We start from the raw sequence: 20,780 nt of genomic DNA on the forward strand, positions 1-20,780 counted from the left end.
CGAGACCGACCAACGGAGCTGATGATGACCTCTGGCGAACACGCCCCGGCGGACCGGCAGGCGCAGGTCGAGAAGGCACTCCGGGCGTCGATGAAGGAAGCCGAGCGGCTGCGCAGGCAGAACCAGCGGCTCGCGGCCCAGCGATCGGAGCCGATCGCGATCGTGTCGATGGGATGTCGGTTCCCGGGCGGCATCTCCTCCCCGGAGCAGCTGTGGGACCTGGTCGAGGCCGGGGGAGACGTCATCGGCGAGTTCCCCGCCGACCGGGGCTGGGACCTGGACGCGCTGCGGGACGCCGAGGTCGACGAGCGTGGCAACGCGGTCTCCCGGCGCGGCGGTTTCCTCGACGGGGTGGCCGATTTCGACGCCGCGTTCTTCGGGATCTCGCCGCGCGAGGCGATGACGATGGACCCGCAGCAGCGACTCCTGCTGGAGGTGTCCTGGGAGGCGATCGAACGCGCCGGTATCGACCCCACCGCGCTGCGCGGCAGCCGCACCGGCGTGTTCGTCGGCACCAACGGCCAGGACTACGCGTACCTGGTGGTGCGTTCGCTGGCCGACGCCGACGGCGACGTGGGCACCGGCATCGCGGCCAGCGCCACCTCTGGGCGGCTGGCGTACCAGCTCGGATTGGAGGGGCCGGCGGTCACCGTGGACACGGCGTGCTCCTCCTCGCTGGTCGCCCTGCACCAGGCGGCGCACGCGCTGCGCGCGGGGGAGTGCTCGATCGCGCTCGCGGGCGGCGTCAACGTCATGTGCACGCCCGGCTCGCTGCTGGAGTTCTCCCGGCAGGGCGGGCTGTCCCCGGACGGCCGGTGCAAGGCGTTCTCGGACGCCGCGGACGGCACCGGCTGGGCCGAGGGCGTCGGGGTGCTGGTGCTCGAACGGCTCTCCGACGCCCAACGGCACGGCCACCCGGTGCTGGCGCTGGTGCGGGGTTCCGCCGTGAACTCCGACGGCGCCTCGAACGGTTTCACCGCGCCGAGCGGTCCGGCGCAGCAGCGGGTGATCCGGCAGGCGTTGGCCGCCGCGGAGGTGTCCGCGTCGGAGGTGGACGCGGTGGAGGCGCACGGGACTGGTACTTCGTTGGGTGATCCGATCGAGGCGCAGGCGTTGCTGGCGACCTACGGTCAGGGGCGGGAGCACCCGTTGTGGTTGGGTTCGGTGAAGTCGAACTTGGGTCATACGCAGGCGGCGGCGGGTGTCGCGGGTGTGATCAAGATGGTGTTGGCGATGCGGCACGGCGAGCTGCCCCGCACCCTGCACTGCGATCCGCCGTCCTCGCACGTGGACTGGTCGTCGGGCGCGGTCGCGCTGCTCACCGGCGCCGAGCCGTGGCCGGAGGCGGGGCGGCCCAGGCGCGCGGCGGTGTCCTCCTTCGGGGTCAGCGGTACCAACGCCCACACCGTCCTGGAGCAGGCACCGGAACGACCCGCCGCGCCCCGCCCGGACGGCTCCGGGACGGTGCCGTGGATCATCACCGCCCGCACCGAGCAGGCCCTGCGGGACCAGGTCGCCGAGCTGCTGCGCCAGGTCGACGCGGCCGGACCCCGCCCGGACGACGTGGCCCTCTCGCTGACCACCGGCCGGGCCGCCTTCGAGCACCGGCTGGCCGCCGTCGGGGCGGACGGCGGTGAGCTGCGGGACGCGCTGGCGGGCTGGCTCGCGGACGGGGACGCGCCGGGCGTGCTGCGCCACACCGCGGAGCGCCCGGCGAAGCTCGCCGTCCTGTTCTCCGGGCAGGGCGCGCAGCGCGCCGGGGCGGGCCGGGAACTCGCCGCTCGACACCCGGCCTTCGCCGAGGCCCTGGACGAGGTGCTCGCCGAGCTGGACCCGCACCTGGACCGGCCGCTGCGCGAGCTGCTGTTCGCCGAGCCCGGCAGCGCCGAGGCCGCCCTGCTGGACCAGACCGCGCACACCCAGCCCGCGCTGTTCGCGATCGAGGTCGCGTTGCACCGGCTGCTGGAATCCTGGGGAGCGGCCCCGGCGTTCGTGGCCGGGCACTCCATCGGGGAGATCACCGCCGCGCACGTGGCCGGGGTGCTCGCGCTGCCCGACGCGGCCGCGCTGGTCGCCGCCCGGGGCCGCCTCATGCAGGCGTTGCCGAGCGGCGGCGCGATGACCGCGGTGCGCGCCACCGAGCAGGAGATCGCGCCGCTGCTGTCCGGGCGGGTGTCGGTCGCGGCGGTGAACGCGCCCGGGTCGCTCGTCGTCTCCGGTGCGGAGGACGCCGTCGCGGAGGTGGAGCGGCGGCTCGCCGAGCTCGACCGCAAGACCACCCGGCTCGCCGTGAGCCACGCCTTCCACTCCCCGCTGATGGACCCGATGCTCGACGAGTTCCGGTCGGTGGTGCGCGGGTTGTCCTTCGGCAGGCCGCGGGTCCCGCTCGTGTCGAACCTGACCGGCGCTCCCGCCACCGCCGAGGAGCTGGCGGACCCGGAGTACTGGGTGCGCCACGTGCGCGAGCCGGTGCGCTTCGCTGACGGGGTGCGCGCGCTCGCCGCCGACGGTGCCTCGGTCTTCCTCGAAGTGGGCCCGGACAGCGCGCTGTGCTCGATGGCGCAGGAGTCCCTCGACCCGGAGCTGCCGGTGGTGCCGGTGCTGCGCCGGGACCGGGAGGACCACGCCGCCGCCGTCACCGCTCTCGTCCGGCTGCACGTCGCCGGGGTTCCGGTGGACTGGGCGGCCTTCTTCGCGGACACCGCCGCGCGACGCACCGAGCTGCCCACCTACGCCTTCCAGCACGAGCGGTTCTGGCCGGGGGCCGCGGCCGGCCCCGGCGACGCGGCGGCGCTGGGCCTCACCGCCGCCGGGCACCCGCTGCTGGGAGCGGCCGTGGAACTCGCCGGGGATGAGCTCGCGCTCAGCGGCCGGTTCTCGCTGGCCGCGCACCCCTGGCTGGCCGATCACGAGGTCAGCGGGCAGGTCTTCTTCCCCGGCACCGGATTCCTCGAACTGGCGGTGCTGGCCGCCGACCAGGTGGGCTGCGCGCAGGTCGAGGACCTGACGCTGGCCGCTCCGCTGGTGCTGCCCGCCCAGGGCGCGGTGCAGGTGCAGCTGCGGGTGAGCGCGGCCGACGAATCCGGTCGCCGCGAGCTGAGCTGGTACTCGCGCGCCGCCGAGGACCCGGGAGCGTCGTGGACGCGGCACGCGGCCGGGACGCTGGCCGAGCAGGAGCGCGTGCTCGATCTCGACACCGGAACCTGGCCCCCGGCCGGGGCGTCCGAAGTGGACATCGCGGGGATCTACGACGACTACGCCGCGACGGGGCTGCGCTACGGACCGGTGTTCCGCGGACTGCGGGCGGTGTGGCGGCACGGCGACGTGCACTACGCGGAAGTCCGGTTGCCACCCGAGGTCCGCGACGCGGAGTCGTACGGACTGCACCCCGCGCTGCTGGACGCCGTGCTGCACGCCACCGTGTTCGCGGTGTCCGAAGGGGACGGTCGCGGGCTGCTGCCGTTCTCCTGGAGCGGTGCCTCGCTGCACGCCTCCGGCGCCTCGGCGTTGCGGGTGCGGATCGCGAAGAACGGCAAGGACTCGGTCGAGCTGGTCGCGGCCGACCCGCAGGGCGTGCCGGTGCTCTCGGTGGACGCGCTGACCCTGCGCGAGGCCGCGCCCCCGCCGGCCGCCGGGACCCCGGCCGCGCTGGACTCGCTGTTCCACGTCGACTGGGTGCCGCACCCCGCCGAACCCGCCGAGCGGGCGTGGGCCGTGCTCGGGCCGGATCCCCTCGGCCTGGGGCTCGGCGCGGAGGTCACCGAACTGGACGCACTGCCCGACCCGGTGCCGGAGTTCGTCGCGGTCCCGCTCGCCGGCGACGGCTCCGCCGGGGCGCCGGGGCAGGTGCGGGAACTCACCGCCCGCGTGCTCGGACTCGTGCAGCGCTGGCTCGCCGAGCCCCGCTTCGCGGGGGCCCGGCTGGTGTTCGTGACCCGGGACGCGGTGGCGGCCGAGTCCGCCGCCGACCTGGCGGTGAACGCGGCGTGGGGACTGGTGCGCTCCGCGCAGGCCGAGCACCCCGGCCGCTTCCTGCTGCTGGACCTCGACGGGTCCGGCCCCGCCGAGGCGCTGGCCCTGGTGCCGAGTCTGGTCGACCGTGACGAGCCCCAGGCCGTCGTGCGGGACGGCGAGCTCCGGGTGGCCCGGTTGGCGCCGATGGCCACCGCCGAATCGCTGCTGCCGCCCCCCGGAGAGCCCTGGCACCTGGACAGCACGGCCAAGGGCAGCCTGGACGCGCTGGCGCTGGTGCCCTTCCCGCAGGCCACCGCTCCGCTCACCGGTCGCGACGTGCGGGTTCGCGTCGAGGGCGCCGGGGTGAACTTCCGCGACGTGCTCAACGCGCTCGGCATGTACCCGGGCGAGTCCGGTCCGTTCGGGTCCGAGGTCGCGGGCGTGGTCGTGGAGGCCGGACCGGACGTGCGCGACCTCCGGCCCGGGGACCGCGTGCTGGGGATGCTCTTCGGCGGGTTCGGCCCGCTGGGCACCGTGGACGAGCGGTTCCTGGCCCGCGTACCGGCGGACTGGTCCTGGCCCACGGCGGCCTCGGTCCCGTTGGTGTTCCTCACCGCCCGCTACGGCCTGGTCGACCTGGCCGGGCTGCGCGCGGGCGAGAAGGTGCTCGTGCACGCCGGGGCCGGTGGGGTGGGGATGGCCGCGATCCAGCTGGCCCACCACCTCGGTGCGGAGGTGTTCGCCACCGCGGGCGAGGCCAAGCACGACGTGCTCCGCTCCCTGGGCGTGGCCGAGGACCACATCGCTTCCTCCCGCGACACCGGCTTCGAGCGGGTCTTCGCCGAGGTGGCCGGGGACGGCGGGCTGGACGTCGTGCTCAACGCGCTCTCCGGTGAGTTCGTGGACGCCTCGTTGCGCCTGCTGCGCCCGGGCGGGCGGTTCGTCGAGATGGGCAAGACCGATGTGCGCGAGCACGTGCCCGGCGTCGAGTACCGCTCCTTCGACCTGGGGTTGGTGGACCCGGACCGCATCCAGCGGATGCTCGGCGAGCTGCTGGCGCTGTTCGGCTCCGGTGCGCTGCGACCGCTGCCGGTGCGGACGTGGGACGTGCGGCGGGCCCGCGAGGCCTTCCGGCACATGAGCCTCGCCCGGCACGTGGGCAAGATCGTCCTGACCGCGCCCGTCCGCTGGGATCCCGAAGGCACGGTGTTGATCACGGGTGGTACGGGTGGGCTCGGGGCTGAGCTGGCTCGGCATCTGGTGGTCGAGCGCGGTGTGCGGCATCTGGTGCTGGTGAGTCGTCGGGGTTCGGGGGCTCCGGGTGCGGTGGGGTTGCGGGACGAGTTGGTGGCGCGGGGCGCGGAGGTCACGCTCGCGGCCTGCGACGTGGCCGACCGCGCATCGGCTGCCGCGCTGCTGGACGAGGTGCCCGCCGGGCATCCGCTGACAGCGGTGGTGCACACCGCCGGGGTGCTCGACGACGGCGTGGTCGACGCGCTCACTCCCGAGCGGCTCGCGGCCGTGCTGCGGCCCAAGGTGGACGGTGCCTGGAACCTGCACGAGCTCACCGCCGGAATGGATCTGGCGGCGTTCGTCGTCTACTCCTCGGTCTCCGGGGTGCTGGGCAGCGCGGGGCAGGCCAACTACGCGGCGGGCAACGTGTTCCTGGACGCCCTCGTCCGGTACCGCCGGGCGCGGGGACTGCCCGCCCTCTCGCTGGCCTGGGGAGCCTGGGAGGGGGGCTCCGGGATGACCGCCGGGCTCGACGAGCGCGACCTGCGCCGCATCGGCGACAACGGGATGCCCCCGTTGCCGGTCGAGCGGGGCCTGGCCCTGTTCGACGCGGCGATCGGGGCGGACGAACCCCTCGTGGTGCCGCTGGGCATCGGATCGGCACCGGCCCGGGCCCGGGGCGAGGTGCCCGCGATGCTGCGCGGCCTGGTGCGCTCCACCCGCCGGACCGCCTCCGGGACCGACCGGGGCGCCGAGCGCGTCGACCTCGCCGGACGACTGGCCGGGATGAGCGCGGCGGAGCGCGAGCAGGAGCTCGTGCGCCTGGTGCGCGAGTCGGCGGCGAGCGTGCTCGGCCACGGCTCGGCGGAGGCGATCGGCGCGGAGCGCGAGTTCCGGCAGCTCGGCTTCGACTCGCTCACCGCCGTGGAGCTGCGCAACCGGCTCGCCACCGCGACCGGCGCGCGACTGCCCTCGACCCTGATCTTCGATCACCCGACCCCGATGGCCGCGGCCCGGCTGCTCGCCGAGGAGTTCGGCGGTGGCGCCGAGGTGCTGGGCGCGGGCGAGCTCGGCGGCGCGGCGCTGCTGGCCGAGCTGGATCGCGTGGAGCACGCCCTCGCCGCCGGGGACACGGCCGCCGAGGTCCGCGGCGAGGTCACCGCGCGGCTGCGGAGCCTGGTGGAGCGCTACGGCGAGGCGGCGCACGAGGACGCGGCCGACGAGCCCGTCGGCGAGCGCATCCAGGAGGCCAGCGCCGAGGACCTGCTCACCTTCATCGACAACGAGCTCGGCAGGCGCAGCCAGCCCTGACCCGCCCGCACCCGCACAGCACAGGACCCGTGACGCGGCACCGCTGCCCGCCGCCGACCGGTCGTTCGCAGGGAGGAACCGACGATGCCGGACGAGAGCACGCTCGTCGACTACTTGAAGTGGGTCACCGCGGACCTGCACGAGACGCGGCAACGCCTGCACGAGGCGGAGGCGAGCAGGCACGAGCCGATCGCGATCGTCGGCATGGCCTGCCGGTTCCCCGGCGGGCTCGACTCGCCGGAGGCGCTGGGCGAGCTGCTGGCCGCGGGGGAGGACGTCATCACCGGGTTCCCCCCGGACCGCGGCTGGGACCTCGCCGCGCTCGGCGACGGCCGCAGCGCCACCACCGAGGGCGGTTTCCTGGCCGGCGCCGCCGAGTTCGATCCCGGCTTCTTCGACATCTCCCCGCGCGAAGCCCTCGCGATGGATCCGCAGCAGCGACAGGCCCTGGAGGTCTCCTGGGAGGCGCTGGAACGGGCCGGGCTGGATCCGAGATCCCTGCGCGGCAGTCGAACCGGGGTGTTCGTCGGCACCACCGGGCAGGACTACATCCACCTGGTGCTGGCCTCCGGCGAGGACCTGGAGGGGCACGCCTCCACCGGGATGGCGGCGAGCGTGCTCTCCGGCAGGCTCTCCTTCGCGCTGGGCCTGGAAGGCCCCGCGCTCACGGTGGACACGGCCTGCTCGTCCTCGCTGGTGGCCCTGCACCTGGCGGCGCAGGCGCTGCGGGCAGGGGAGTGCTCGCTGGCGCTGGCCGGCGGGGTCACGGTGATGACGACCCCGGCGAACTTCTCCTCGTTCAGCCGGCAGGGCGGACTCGCCCCCGACGGGAGGTGCAAGGCGTTCTCCGCGGACGCCGACGGGACGGCCTGGTCCGAGGGCGTCGGCGTGCTCGTCGTGGAGCGGCTCTCCGACGCCCGCCGCCACGGCCACGAGGTGCTGGCGGTGCTGCGCGGCAGCGCCGTGAACCAGGACGGAGCGTCGAACGGGCTGACCGCGCCGAACGGTCCCGCGCAGCAGCGGGTGATCCGCCAAGCACTCGCCGGGGCCGGGCTGGCCGCGCAGGACGTGGATCTGGTGGAGGCGCACGGCACCGGCACCCGGCTCGGAGACCCGATCGAGGCGCAGGCGCTGCTGGCGACCTACGGGCGGGAGCGGGAGCGGCCCGTGCTGCTGGGGTCGGTCAAGTCGAACCTCGGGCACACCCAGGCCGCCGCCGGGGTCGCGGGCGTGATCAAGGTGGTGCAGGCGATGCGTTCCGGCGCGGTGCCGCCCACGCTGCACGTGAGCGCCCCGTCCCCGCACGTGGACTGGGACACGGGCGCGGTCGAGCTGGCCACCGCGAGCACCCCCTGGCCGGACACCGGCCGCCCCCGCCGGGCCGGGGTGTCGTCGTTCGGAATCAGCGGTACCAATGCCCACGTCGTCGTCGAGCAGGCGCCGGATCGCGCGGAGGAATCCGAGCAGGACGTTCCGGAGGAACCGGTGGTGCGCCCCGCGGCGGCACCGTGGCCGGTCTCCGGGCGCACCCCCGCCGCCCTGGACGCGCAGCTGGCGCGGCTCGCTGCCTTCCACGCCGAGCACCCCGAGATCGATCCGGCGGACGTCGGCCGCTCGTTGGCGGGGCGCACCGACTTCGAGCAGCGGGCGGTGCTGCTGACCACCGCCGACGGCGTCGAGGAAGTCGCGCGCGGCACCGTCGGCGCCGACCCCGGCGGGCTGGCCGTGCTGTTCTCCGGCCAGGGCTCGCAGCGCCTCGGCATGGGCCGCGAGCTGCACGCCCGGTTCCCGGTCTTCGCCGCCGCCTTCGACGAGGTGCTGGCCGAACTCGACCGGCACCGGGAGGAGCCGCTGCGCGCGGTGCTCTGGGGCTCGGACGCGGCGGGGCTGGCGGACACCGGCAACGCCCAGCCCGCGCTGTTCGCCCTGCACGTCGCGCTGCACCGGCTGGCCGAATCCGTCGGCGTCGTGCCGGACCTCCTCGGGGGGCACTCCATCGGCGAGATCGCCGCCGCGCACCTGGCGGGCGTGCTGTCGTTGCCCGACGCCGCCGCCCTGGTCTCCGCCCGCGCCAGGCTGATGAGCCGGTTGCCCGCGGGCGGCGCGATGGCGGCCGTGCAGGCCACCGAGGACGAGATCGCGCCGCGGTGCACCGGAACCGTCTCCATCGCGGCGATCAACGGTCCGCGCTCGCTCGTCGTCTCCGGCGAGGAGGCCGGGGTGCGCGCCGTGGTCGAGCACGTCGAGGCGCGGGGCCGCCGGGCGAAGCTGCTCGACGTGAGCCACGCCTTCCACTCGCCGCTGATGGAGCCGATGCTCGACGAGTTCCGCGCGGTGGTGGGAGAGCTGGACTTCGCGCCCGCGCGCCGCCCCCTCGTGTCGACCGTGACCGGTGCCCTCGTCGAGGCCGCTGAGCTGGCCGAACCCGAGTACTGGGTCCGGCACGCGCGGCAGGCGGTGCGGTTCGCCGACGGCGTCCGCGCGCTCGCGGAGTCCGGTGCGCGAACGGTCCTGGAGCTCGGTCCGGACGGCACGCTCAGCGCGATGGCGCAGGAGTCGCTGCCCGCGTCCGCCGCCGCGGTGCCCGCGCTGCGCCGGGACCGCCCCGAGGAGGCGGCCTTCGCGGGCGCGCTCGCCCGGCTGCACGTGCGCGGGCTGCCCGTGGACTGGGCGGCGATGTTCGCGGGTACCGGGGCGCGCCGCATCGACCTGCCCACCTACGCCTTCCAGCACGAGCGCTTCTGGCCCTCGAACCCGGACGCCGCGGAGCACAGCGAGCAGCCGGGACCCCCGGTGCGGGCGGAAGAACCGCCGCGGGAGTCGTTGCTCGGCCTGGAGTGGCGGCCCGGCCCCGGGCCGGAACCCGTCGGCGCTCGCCGCTGGGCCGTCATCGGCGGCGACGAGTTCGACCTCGCCTACGCGCTGCACCGCGCGAACGAGAACGTGGTGGCTTACGGGGAGACCCTGGCGGGCGCGGTGCGCGGCGGCGCCGCCGACGTGTTCCTGGTCCCGGTCAGCGGCGGTGCCGAGGCCGGACCGGAGCAGGCGCACCGGCTCGCGCGCCACGTGCTCACCGTCCTGCAGGAGTGGCGATCCGACCAGCGGTTCGCCCGCTCGCAGCTGGTGTTCGTGACCCGGGGAGCGGTCTCGGTGGAGGGCGAGGCGCCCGCGGACGTGGCCGCCGCCGCCGCGTGGGGGTTGGTGCGCTCGGCTCAGGCGGAGGACCCGGACGGGTTGCTGCTGTTCGACCTCGACGACGCCTTCACCTCGGCGGCCGTGCTGCCCGGACTGCTCACCGCCGGGGAGCCGCAGCTCGCCGTGCGGCAACGCGAGGTCCGGGTCCCCCGGCTGGTGCCGCTGCCCGACGGGCCCGCGACCGAACCCGCCGAGTGGAACTCCGAGGGCACGGTGTTGATCACGGGTGGTACGGGTGGGCTCGGGGCTGAGCTGGCTCGGCATCTGGTGGTCGAGCGCGGTGTGCGGCATCTGGTGCTGGTGAGTCGTCGGGGTTCGGGGGCTCCGGGTGCGGTGGGGTTGCGGGACGAGTTGGTGGCGCGGGGCGCCGAGGTGCGGGTGGAGGCGTGCGACGTCGCTGAGGCGGCGCAATTGCGGGAGCTGATCGGCGGTCTGCCCGCCGGGCGTCCGCTGACCGCCGTGGTGCACGCCGCCGGGGTGCTGGACGACGCGGCGATCGCCTCGCTGACGCCGGATCGACTCGACCGCGTGTTGCGGCCCAAGGTGGACGCGGCGTGGAACCTGCACGAGGCCACGGCCGGGCTCGATCTGGCGGCGTTCGTCCTCTACTCCTCCGTGTCCGGTGTGCTGGGTGGTCCCGGCCAGGGCAACTACGCGGCCGCCAACGCCTTCCTGGACGCGCTCGCGCAGCGCCGCCGGGCCGAGGGCCTGCCCGCGCGGTCGCTGGCCTGGGGCCCGTGGGCTCCGGGCAGCGGCATGACCGGCGAGCTCGGCGAGGCCGACCTGGCCCGGATGGCCGACTCCGGGCTGCCGCCGCTGCCGGTCGACCGGGGCCTGGCCCTGTTCGACGCCGCCCTGCGCCGCGACGAGCCGCTGGTGGTCCCGGTCCGGATGCGGGCGACCGGGACCCGAGGGGGCGGGCCGGCGCCCGCCGTGCTGCGCGAGCTGCTGCCCCCCGAGGCCCGCCCCGCCCCGCCCGGCCGGGCCGGAGCGACACCGCGCGACCGGATCGCGGCGGCCGATCCCGCCGATCGCGAGCGACTGCTGGTGGAGCTCGTCGTGGAGCACTCCGCCGCCGTCCTCGGCCACCGGGACGCGGCGGCCGTCGACGCCGCGCGGGACTTCCTGGAGCTGGGCTTCGACTCGCTCATCGCCGTCGAGCTGCGCAACCGGCTCGCCGAGGCGCTGGACGTGCGGCTGGCGGCCTCCGCCGTGTTCGACACCAGGACGCCGGCCGCACTGGCCCGCTGGATCGGCGACGAGCTCGGCGATCGCCTCGGTGCCGGGGATTCCGGCCGCGCGAGGGGAAATCCGAACGACACGCTGGTGAACCTGTTCCTCGCCGGGGTGCACTCCGGCAAGCGCAAGGAATCGATGCGGATGCTGGGCGCGGTCGCCGCGACCCGCCCCACCTTCGAGACTCCGGCCGAGCTGGCCGAGCTGCCCGAGCCGGTGCTGCTGGCGGACGGTCCCACCGATCCGAGGCTGATCTGCGTGAGCTCTCCCGGGGCCACCGGCGGCGTGCACCAGTACGCCCGCATCGCCGCGCACTTCCGCGGCTCGCGGCACGTCTCGGCGCTCCCGCTGGTGGGGTTCGAGACCGGCGAGGTGCTGCCCGAGCACGGCACGGCGGCGGTCCGCTCGGTCGCCGAGAGCGCGCTGCACGGCAGCGACGGTGATCCGTTCGTGCTGGTCGGGCATTCCACCGGCGGCACGATCGCTTACCACGCCGCCGGGATGCTGGAGGAGACCTGGGGCGTGCGGCCGGAAGCGGTGGTGCTGCTGGACACCCTGAGCCTGCGCTACGACGACAGCGACGACATCGACTACGACGAGGTGGCGAACTACTACCTGGCCGACATCGACTCGCCCTCGGTGAACCTGAGCAGCTCGCGGCTCTCGGCGATGGTGCACTGGTACAACAAGGTCGCCGCGATCAGCGCTCCACCGGTGACCACGGCGCCGACGCTGCTGGTCCGCTGCTCGGTGCCCGTGCCGGGCAGCCGGGGCACGAAGGCGCCGCCCGCGATCGAGACGGACGCCGTGCGCACCATCGAGGCCGACCACCTGTCGCTGGCCAAGGAGCACTCCGGACTCACCGCCCAGGTCGTGCGCGACTGGCTGGCCGAGCTGGTGCCCGCGGGCGCCTGAGCCCGCGCGGCCCCCGCACCCCGGTTGTCCCGTCCCATCCACATCGCGGAGGAATCGCCCATGAGTCAATCCCTCGACCTGCCGAAGCTGGGCACCGGACCGTCGGCCACCTTCCGGCCGCCGAAGCAGCTTCGCGAGCTGCAGGAGCAGGCACCCGTCTGCAAGGTGCGCACGCCCGCGGGTGACGAGGCGTGGCTGGTCACCCGGCACGAGGAGGTCAAGCAGCTGCTCAAGGACGAGCGGATCAACCGGTCGCACGCCGACCCGCCCTCGGCCCCGCGCTACGTCGACACCCCGTTCTTCAACCTGCTCATCACGCATCCGGATCCCGACGAGGCGACCCGGTTGCACAAGGAGATGCGCGCCCTGCTCACGCCGAGCTTCTCCGCCCGCAGGCTGGCGCGGCTGCGGCCCAAGGTGGAGGCGCTGGCGCTGGAGATGGTGCAGGAGCTGCTGGACGAGGGCCCGCCAGCGGATCTGCACGCGCAGTTCTCGCAGCCCTTCGCGCTCCAGGTGCTCTACGAGCTGATCGGCATCCCGCCCGAGGACCGGTGGCGGATCGTCGAGCTGATGGGCCGGATGGCCGTGCTCGGGGATCCGGCCGCGGCCGAGGAGGGCGCGGCCGAGCTGTTCGGCTACATCTCCGAGCTGGTCGGGCGCAGGCGCGTCGCCCCGGGCGAGGACGTGATCTCCCGGCTCTGCGAGGCGGGCCTGGAGGACGAGCGGATCGGCACCCTCTCGGCCGGCGTCCTGTTCGCCGGGCTGGACAGCGTGATCAGCCACATCGACGTCGGCGTCCTGGTGCTGGCGGGCAACCCGGACAAGCGCGAGCGGGCGCTGCGCGACTCCGCCTCGCTGGCCCTCGCCGTGGAGGAGGTGCTGCGGGCGGCGAAGGCCGGGAGCTCGATGCTGCCGCGCTGGGCGACCGGCGACGTCGAGATCGCCGGGGTGACCATCGAGAGGGGCGACCTGGTGCTGCTGGACTTCACCTTGTCGAACTTCGACGAGCGCGCCTTCGACGATCCGGAGCGGTTCGACGTCGAGCGCGCGCCGAACCCGCACCTGACCTTCGGGCACGGCATGTGGCACTGCATCGGTGCCCCGCTGGCCAGGGTCGAGCTCCAGACCGCGTTCAGCACGCTGTTCGGCCGCATCCCCGGGCTGCGGGTGGCGGTCGCGGAGGAGGAGCTGCGCTGGGAGACCGGGCAGCTCTCCGGCGGTCTGCTGGAGCTCCCGGTCACCTGGTGACCCGGCGGGGGCGTCCGGGGGCCGGGTGGGCGGCGCCGCGGCGGGCGGTCCGGATCGGGGGCCGGCCGCGGTGCCGTGCGGCCGCGGCGGTGCGAACAGCGCGCGCAGCGCACGGCCGCGGCGGCGCAGCCGGGCGAGCGCGGTGGCGGCGAGCCGGCGGTGCGAGGGGCACGGCCCGCACCGCGGCGGGGTGGCCGCGGCTCGGGTCTCGGGAGCGGTGGAGGTCGCCATGACCTCGATGATCCCGACTCGAACACGTGTTCACCAGTCGCTTGATCGGGTGGACGTGCCGGGGGAGGAAGCGGAAAACCGTTGCGGGGCAACCGGATTCATCCCAGATCGGGTGAAATCGGTGGACCCAGGCGCACCGGCGCGGGCGATCCGCGGGAGGGCCCGCGCCGGTGCGGGCGGGGGTCAGTCCTCCTGCACGGTGATCGCCTGCGAGGGGCAGATCAGCGCCGCCTGGCGCACGTTCTCCGCGTGCTCCGCGCCGGGGCTCTCCACCAGCAGCGTCACGACGCCCTCGTCGTCCTGGTCGAACACGTCGGGGTCGGACAGGACGCACTGCCCGGCGCCGACGCAGCGCTCGGTGTCCGCGGTGATCTTGAGCATGGGTCTCCTTCGGGAACGGTGCGTGGTCACCAGCGGACCGGCAGCGAGTGCAACCCGAACAGCACGCCGTCGTGCTTGAACGGCAGCTCCGCCACCGGCCCGGCCAGTTCCAGCTTAGGGATGCGGTCGAACAGCACCTGGTAGGCGAGGTCCATCTCCCCGCGCACCAGGTTCTGCCCGAGGCACTGGTGCACCCCGTAGCCGAACGCCACGTGGTGCCGGGCCGCCCGGTCCGGGTCGAAGCGGTGCGGGCAGCCGAAGGCGCGCTCGTCGTGGTTGGCCGCCGCCACCAGCGGCACGATGCCCTCGCCCGCCGCGATCCGCTGCCCGCCGATCTCCAGGTCCTCGACCGCGACCCGCAGCGCCACCAGATCGGCCACCGAGTGCAGCCGCAGCAGCTCCTCGACGACGCCGTCGCGGCCGATCCACTCCGGGTTCAGCAGCAGCGTCAGCACCCCGAGCGCGATGTTGTTCGCCGTGGTCTCGTGCCCCGCGATGAGCAGCAGCATGGCCACCCCGGACAGCTCGGCGGCCGACATGGTGCCGGCGGCGAGCAGCCTGCTGATCAGGTCCTCGCCCGGACGCCTGCGCTTGATCGAGATCAGCCGGTTGAGGTAGCGCAGCAGCTCCTTGGTGGCCGCCTCGCGGTCCTGGTCGGTGGCCGCGGTGCTCACCAGCACCCGGGTCTTGGCCTCGAAGAAGTCCCGGTCCACCCGGGGCACCCCGAGCAGGCTGGAGATCACCAGCGAGGGCACCGGCAGCGCGAAGTCCGCCACCAGGTCCGCGGTGTCGCCCGCCGCGAGCATCGCGTCCACCCGGTCCCGCACCACCTGCTCGATCGCGGGCCGCATCTCCCGGATCCGGCGCACCGAGAACTCGGAGATCAGCGTCTTGCGGAACCGGCCGTGGTCCGGCGGGTCGAGGGCGACGAACCAGCCGGGCATGGTGTCCGGCGAGGGCACCCCGCCGGTACTGCCGAGCAGGCTCGGGAAGCCCTCGTGCGCCGGGTTGGAGCTGACCCTCGGGTCGGTGAGCACCGCGCGCACGTCCTCGTGCCGCGTCACCAGCCACACCACCGCTCCCGTGGGCAGCCGCGAGCGCACCAGGCCCGGCCGCTCGCGGTAGCCCGCGTACTCGGGCGGCGGGAAGGGCGCGCCGGGACGGCGCGTCGGGAAGTCGACCACCTCGGGCATGATCCGCACTCCATCGTCGTCTGCTGCGTGGTCAGCTCCGGGCGCAGAACTCCCGGACCTTGCCGACGATGTAGTCCTGGTCGTCGGCGCTGAGCCCGGTGTGCGTGGGCAGGTAGAGCCCGTCCTCGCTGAACCGGGTGGCGTTGAGCTCGGGCCAGCCCGGGTGGTGGTAGCCGGGCTGCCTGCTCATGGGTTTGAAGAACAACCGGGTCTCCACGCCGTGCTCGGCGAGGTGGGCCCGCAGCCCGTCCCGGTCGCGGGCGCGCAGGTCGTACATCCACAGCACGTCGCGCTCGGGCATCAGGGTGATGCCCTCGACGTCGCGGAGGCCCTCGTCGTAGCGCTGCTCGATCTCGCGGCGCAGCGCCAGGACGCGGTCCAGCTGCTCGGTCTGGGCGAGCGCGACCGCGGCCTGCATCGCGGTCATCCGGAAGTTGTAGGCCAGCTTCTTGTGCAGGAAGCTGTGATCGCGGGAGAAGGCCATGCCGCGCAGGTGCGCGAGCTGCTCGGCCAGCCTCGGGTCGTCGGTCAGGCAGATGCCGCCCTCGCCCGCCGTGATGATCTTGTTGGCGAACAGCGAGAAGCAGGCGACGTCGCCGACCGGGCGCACGCCGTGGGCCTCGGCGGAGTCCTCCACCACGCGCAGGTTGTACTCGTAGGCCAGCTCCAGGATCGGGTCCATGGCGCAGCGCCTGCCGTAGACGTGCACCGGCATGATCACCTTGGTGCGCGGAGTGATCTTCTCCTCGATCCGGGTGACGTCGATGTTGAGGTCGTCGGCGCAGTCCACGAACACCGGTGCGGCACCGGTGTAGGTCACCGCCCAGGCCGAGGCGATCATGGTGAACTCGGGGACGATCACCTCGTCGCCCGGGCCGATGCCGAGCGCGCGCAGCGCCAGGGTCAGCGCCGTGGTGCCCGAGGAGCAGGCCACCCCGTGCGCCGAACCGTGGTACTGGGCGAACGCCTCCTCGAACCGGCGCACGAACGGGCCCTGCGAGGAGATCCAGTTCTCGCTGATCGCCTCGCTGGTGTACTGCAGCTCGCGGCCCCGCAGCCAGGGCATCGACACCGGGTGGCGCATCAGCGGCCCGCCCCCGTCGCGGTCAGCGCCGGCAGCGCCAGCAGCAGCTCGGCGGCCCGCTCCCGCCCGCCCGCCTCGCGCAGCAGCTTTCCGCTGAGCTCGGCCCGGTCCCGGAACGAGGGGTCGTCGAGGACCCGGGTCAGCTTGTCCAGCACGTCGTCCACGTCGATCGTCTCCGGCCGGTCCAGGGTGAGGCTGACGCCGAGGTCCCGGCCGCGCACCGCCTGGTCGTCGCAGTCGACCCACAGCGGCCTGACCACCAGCGGCGTGCCGAAGTGCAGTCCCTCGTGGAAACCGTTGCCGCCCGCGTGGGTGAAGAACAGCCGCACGTGGGGGTGGGCGAGCACGTCGAGCTGCGAGGGCAACCAGGCCTCCACCCGCAGGTTGGCGGGGAGCTCGGCGACCGGGGGCAGCAGGTGCTGCTGCTCGGCGGGCAGCTTCCAGAGCACGTGGGTGCCGCGCTCGCCGAGCCGCCGGACCACCTCCAGCAGGGCGCGCACCTGCTCGGCGGTGAGCCGGGTGATGGTGCCGAAGCCCATGTACACCACGGAATCGCGCTCGTCCAACCAGGCCGAGAGCCCGCCGTCGTCGGGGGCCTGCGGCAGCGGCGGCACCATCGTGCCGACCAGGCGCAGGTGCGGCGGGGCCGGGAACGGGTAGTCCAGTTCGGGGACGGAGTAGCACAGCACCATCTCGGCGTGCTCGACGCGGGACATGAACCCGCCCGCCTCCTCGGCGATGCCGAGCTCGTCGCGGATCCGCTGGTCCCGCGCCGCCCGCTCGCGCAGCTCCCTGGTCAGGAACATGCCCAGGGTGCGGAACTTGAACACCCGGTTCGCGATCCGCTGCGCGAGGCTCATCGGGTGCGGCAGCCCGGAGTGCGGGACGGGGAAGTCGGGTCCGGTGTAGGACTTCGCGAACGGCACGTGCGAGGTGAGCACGTTGCTCGGCATGAACGGCACCCCGAGCACGAACGGGATGCCCTTGGTGATGGCGAGCTCGTAACCGTAGGAGCACATGCTCTCCACGACCATCAGCGCCGGGCGGATCTCCTCCACCGCGGCCTCCAGCGCGCGGTACTTCTCGATGCGCGCCTCGGGGGAGAAGGTGTGCCGGATGACCGCGCGGTGCGCCTTGAACCGGGACCGCTGGGTGACCTCGGCGTAGGTCTCGTCGTCCCAGGTCACCGCGGACATCTCCGGGACCACCGGTCCGAGCGGGACGAACTCGACGGGCGTGTCCACCTGGAGCGCCGCGACCTCGGCCCGCCGGTTGTCGTCCGTGGCGAAGTGCAGGTCGGCGACGCCGCGCCGGGACAGCTCCGCGGCCAGCACCAGCAGCGGGTTCAGCAGTCCGCTCTCCGGGTAGCTGACGAACAGGATCGGCCGCCGGGTCGAGTCCATGGGGCACACCCTTCACGAGTCGGCATCCCCCTGCGGCAGGGGACGGGAGGGGACGCCGCCCTTTCTCCCACGCTGCCGGGCGGAGAATCCCTAGTCCTGCGAACGCCTTCCGCGTCCACGACCTGCTGCTCTAGGGAAAAGTACAGCGATCTCGCTCCTACGCTGCGCAGTCGAGCGGTGCCGTGCCCGGCTCCTGCCCGAGCCACGAACTCCTGCCAGAGGTGGTGCAGCGCATGACGATCCCGCGCCAGACGAGCCCGGCCGGTGACGACTTCGCGGCCGAGCCGATCGCGGCCGACCCCGTCGTCGTGGTGGGGATGGCATGTCGTTTCCCCGGCGGGGTGCGCTCCCCGGAAGACCTGTGGGAGCTGGTCACCTCGGATTCCGCCGCGTCCTCCGGTTTCCCCCGGGACCGGGGCTGGGACCTGGCGGGGCTCCGCGAGCGCTGTCCGGTGCGGGCCGGTGGTTTCCTGGACGGGGCCACCGAGTTCGACGCGGAGTTCTTCGGGATCTCGCCGCGCGAGGCGCTGGCGATGGATCCGCAGCAGCGGGTGCTGCTGGAGGTCGCCTGGGAGGCGTTCGAACGGGCCGGGATCGACCCGGAGTCGATCCGGGGGAGCCGGACCGGCGTGTTCGCGGGCCTGCACGGCCAGGACTACGCGGTGGCCGCCGAGGGCGCCGCCGAGGACGTGAGCGGGCACCTCGTGACCGGCTGCTCGCCCGCCGTCGTCTCCGGCAGGCCGGCCTACCTGCTGGGCCTGCGCGGCCCGGCGCTGACCGTGGACACGGCCTCGTCCTCCTCGCTGGTCGCGCTGCACACGGCGGTGCGCTCGATCGCGGCGGGCGAGTGCTCGCTGGCGCTGGTGGGCGGGGTGACCGTGATGGCGACGCCCGCTTCCTTCGTCGGCTACGCGCGGCAGGGCGGGCTGGCCGCGGACGGGACGTGCAAGCCGTTCTCCGCCGACGCGGACGGGACCGCGTGGTCCGAGGGCGCCGGGGCGGTGCTGCTGGAGCCGCTGTCGCGGGCCCGCGCGCACGGGCACGACGTGCTGGCGGTGCTGCGCGGCAGCGCGATCAACTCGGACGGCGGCTCCGCCGGGCTCACCGCGCCGAGCGGCGCGGCGCAACGCGCGGTGCTCACCGACGCGCTGGCCGACGCGGGGCTGACCGCCGCCGATGTGGACGTCGTGGAGGCGCACGGGACCGGGACCGCGCTGGGCGATCCGGTGGAGGCCGCGGCGCTGCTGGACACCTACGGGCAGGACCGCGAGGTCCCGCTGCTGCTGGGGTCGGTCAAGGGGCACCTGGGGCACGCGCAGGCCGCCGCCGGGCTGGCCGGATTGATCAAGGTGGTGCTGGCGCTGGGGCGCGACAGGGTGCCGGGGATCCGCGGCCTCGGAACCCCGACCTCCCGGGTGGACTGGGCCTCGGGCGCGGTGGAGGTGCTGGCGGACGCCGCGCCGTGGCCGCGCGCGGACCGGCCGCGCCGCGCGGGGGTGTCCTCCTTCGGCATCAGCGGCACCAACGCGCACGTCGTCCTCGAACAACCGCCGGAACCCGTGCCCGAGCGGGAGCCGGAGCGCTCGGTGCGGCCCGCCGCAATCCCGCTGCCGGTGTCGGCGCGCTCCGCCGGTTCGCTGGACGCGCTGCTGGACGCGGTCGCCGGCATCGAAGCGGAGCCGGTGGACGTGGGATGGTCGCTGGTGACCCGGCGCGGTGCGCTCCAGCGGCGCGCGGTGCTGCTGAGCGGGCCGGAGGGCGCGGCCGAGGTGGCGCGCGGCGAGGTCGGGCCGGGCTCGCTGGCGGTGCTGTTCTCCGGCCAGGGCTCGCAGCGGCTCGGCATGGGGCGCGAGCTGCACGCCCGGTTCCCCGAGTTCGCGGCTGCCTTCGACTCGGTGGTCTCCGAAGTGGACGCGCACCTGGACCGACCGCTGCGCGAGGTCGTGTGGGGCGAGGACGCGGCGCTGCTGGAGGACACCGGCTACGCGCAGCCCGCCCTGTTCGCCCTCGAAGTCGCGCTGTACCGCCTCGCCGAGGCGCACGGGGTGCGCCCGGACCACGTCGGCGGTCACTCGGTCGGCGAGATCGCCGCCGCGCACGTCTCGGGCGCGCTGCCGCTGCCGGACGCCGCGCGGCTGATCACCGCCCGGGGCCGGTTGATGCGGGACCTGCCCGCCGGGGGCGCGATGCTCGCCGTGCAGGCGGCCGAGCACGAGGTGCTCCCGCTGCTGACCCCGCGAGTGGGCCTGGCGGCGGTGAACGGGCCGGAATCGGTGGTCGTGTCCGGTGCGGCGGTGGAGGTCTCCGCGCTCGGCGAGCACTTCACCGAGCTGGGCCGCAAGACGAGCAGGCTGCGCGTCTCGCACGCCTTCCACTCGCCGCTGGTGGAGCCGGTGCTCGACGAGTTCCGCGCGGTGGCCGCGGCGTTGTCCTTCGCCGAGCCGGAGATCCCGGTGGTGTCGAACCTGACCGGCGCGCACGCGCGGCCGGGCGAGCTGGCCGATCCCGGTTATTGGGTGCGCCACGCGCGCGAAGCGGTGCGCTTCGGCGACGGTGTCGCCGCGCTGCACGCGGCGGGCGCCACCCGCTACCTGGAGCTGGGACCGGACGGCGTGCTCTCGGCGATGGTGCGGGACTCCGTGCCCGAGGGGCCCGTCGCGGTGGTCCCCGCGCTGCGGCGCGACCGGGACGAGGAGGCGGCCTGGGTGACCGCGCTCGCGCGGTTGCACGTGGTGGGCGTGCCGGTGGACTGGCGGGCGCTGTTCGCCGGCACGGGCGCGCGGCCGGTGTCGCTGCCGACCTATCCGTTCCAGCGCGAGCGCTTCTGGCCCACCCGGGGGACTGACGCGCCCCCCGCGCCGCCGCGCGCGGCCGAACCGGTGCTGGCCGACTTCGCCGGGCGCTTCGAGCGGCTGCCGCGCGCCGAGCGGGCCGGGTTCCTGCTGGAGCTGGTGCGCAGCGAGGCGGCGGCGGTGCTCGGGCACCGCGACCCGGAGCGGGTCGGCCCGGGGCGGGTGTTCAAGGAGATGGGCTTCGAATCGCTGACCGGGGTGGAGCTGCGGGACCGGCTGGGCTCGGCGACGGGTTTGGCGCTGCCGACCTCGCTGGTCTTCGACCGCCCGACGCCGCGCGCGGTGGTGGCGCACCTGGAGGAGCGGCTGGCCGCCGACGACTCGCTCGCGGCGGAGCTGGCCCGGTGGGAGCAGCGGCTGGACGGGGGCCCGGAGGACCCCGAGGAGCGCGAGCGGCTGGCGCAGCGGCTGGACGGCCTGGCCGCGCGGTTGCGCGACGGTTCGCCCGGCGGTGCGGCGGACGAGGACATCGCCGGGGCGTCGGTGGACCGGCTGCTCGACCTCATCGATGAGGAGTTCGTCGCCTGAGCCACCGCTCATCCCC

The 20,780-nt window shown here is 74.7% G+C and carries 6 protein-coding genes and 2 pseudogenes; 4 read left to right on the forward strand and 4 right to left on the reverse strand.

Annotated elements, in window-relative coordinates; genetic code table 11:
• The first annotated feature begins 18 nt into the window (after positions 1 to 18).
• The 3 genes and pseudogenes from ACL03H_RS00460 (at position 19) to ACL03H_RS00470 (ending at position 13,092) form a co-directional block, all read left to right on the forward strand.
• Positions 19 to 6,498 (forward strand): SDR family NAD(P)-dependent oxidoreductase, encoded by a 6,480-nt coding sequence (locus ACL03H_RS00460; RefSeq protein WP_412809069.1) that lies wholly within the window; start codon positions 19 to 21, stop codon positions 6,496 to 6,498.
• Between the two features lie 99 nt (positions 6,499 to 6,597).
• A pseudogene (locus ACL03H_RS00465) lies at positions 6,598 to 11,844 on the forward strand (SDR family NAD(P)-dependent oxidoreductase); the annotation flags it as partial.
• A 60-nt stretch (positions 11,845 to 11,904) separates the two neighbouring features.
• A complete protein-coding gene (locus tag ACL03H_RS00470) occupies positions 11,905 to 13,092 on the forward strand; it encodes a cytochrome P450 (protein WP_412808990.1) in 1,188 nt (395 codons plus the stop codon).
• Positions 13,093 to 13,506: 414 nt separating this feature from the next.
• Here ACL03H_RS00470 and ACL03H_RS00475 read toward each other — a convergent pair whose 3' ends face one another.
• From ACL03H_RS00475 to ACL03H_RS00490, 4 genes are read right to left on the reverse strand one after another with little or no spacing between them, the layout of a single operon-like run.
• Positions 13,507 to 13,704: a ferredoxin gene (locus ACL03H_RS00475; protein WP_412808991.1), complete on the reverse strand. Its 198-nt coding sequence runs from the start codon at positions 13,702 to 13,704 to the stop codon at positions 13,507 to 13,509.
• A gap of 26 nt (positions 13,705 to 13,730) precedes the next feature.
• Positions 13,731 to 14,897 carry a cytochrome P450 gene (locus ACL03H_RS00480; protein WP_412808992.1) on the reverse strand — a complete coding sequence of 389 codons (1,167 nt, stop codon included), beginning with the start codon at positions 14,895 to 14,897 and terminating at the stop codon, positions 13,731 to 13,733.
• Between the two features lie 31 nt (positions 14,898 to 14,928).
• Complete coding sequence (locus ACL03H_RS00485; RefSeq protein ID WP_412808993.1) at positions 14,929 to 15,981, reverse strand: DegT/DnrJ/EryC1/StrS family aminotransferase; 1,053 nt, start codon at positions 15,979 to 15,981, stop codon at positions 14,929 to 14,931.
• On the reverse strand, positions 15,981 to 17,384 hold the full coding sequence (locus tag ACL03H_RS00490) for a glycosyltransferase (protein WP_412808994.1): 1,404 nt from the start codon (positions 17,382 to 17,384) through the stop codon (positions 15,981 to 15,983). The genes ACL03H_RS00485 and ACL03H_RS00490 overlap by 1 nt, the downstream gene beginning before the upstream one ends.
• Before the next feature lie 287 nt (positions 17,385 to 17,671).
• Here ACL03H_RS00490 and ACL03H_RS00495 point away from each other — a divergent pair.
• Positions 17,672 to 20,764: pseudogene (locus ACL03H_RS00495) on the forward strand (type I polyketide synthase); the annotation flags it as partial.
• Positions 20,765 to 20,780: the final 16 nt, after the last annotated feature.

The organism is Saccharopolyspora antibiotica, assembly GCF_047200635.1.
GTDB lineage: Bacteria > Actinomycetota > Actinomycetes > Mycobacteriales > Pseudonocardiaceae > Saccharopolyspora_C.

Coding starts and splice junctions, on each gene's coding strand:
- ACL03H_RS00470 (WP_412808990.1), top strand. CDS start 11,905: ATGAGTCAATCCCTCGACCTGCCGAAGCTGGGCACCGGACCGTCGGCC.
- ACL03H_RS00480 (WP_412808992.1), bottom strand. CDS start 14,897: ATGCCCGAGGTGGTCGACTTCCCGACGCGCCGTCCCGGCGCGCCCTTC.
- ACL03H_RS00485 (WP_412808993.1), bottom strand. CDS start 15,981: ATGCGCCACCCGGTGTCGATGCCCTGGCTGCGGGGCCGCGAGCTGCAG.
- ACL03H_RS00490 (WP_412808994.1), bottom strand. CDS start 17,384: ATGGACTCGACCCGGCGGCCGATCCTGTTCGTCAGCTACCCGGAGAGC.
- ACL03H_RS00475 (WP_412808991.1), bottom strand. CDS start 13,704: ATGCTCAAGATCACCGCGGACACCGAGCGCTGCGTCGGCGCCGGGCAG.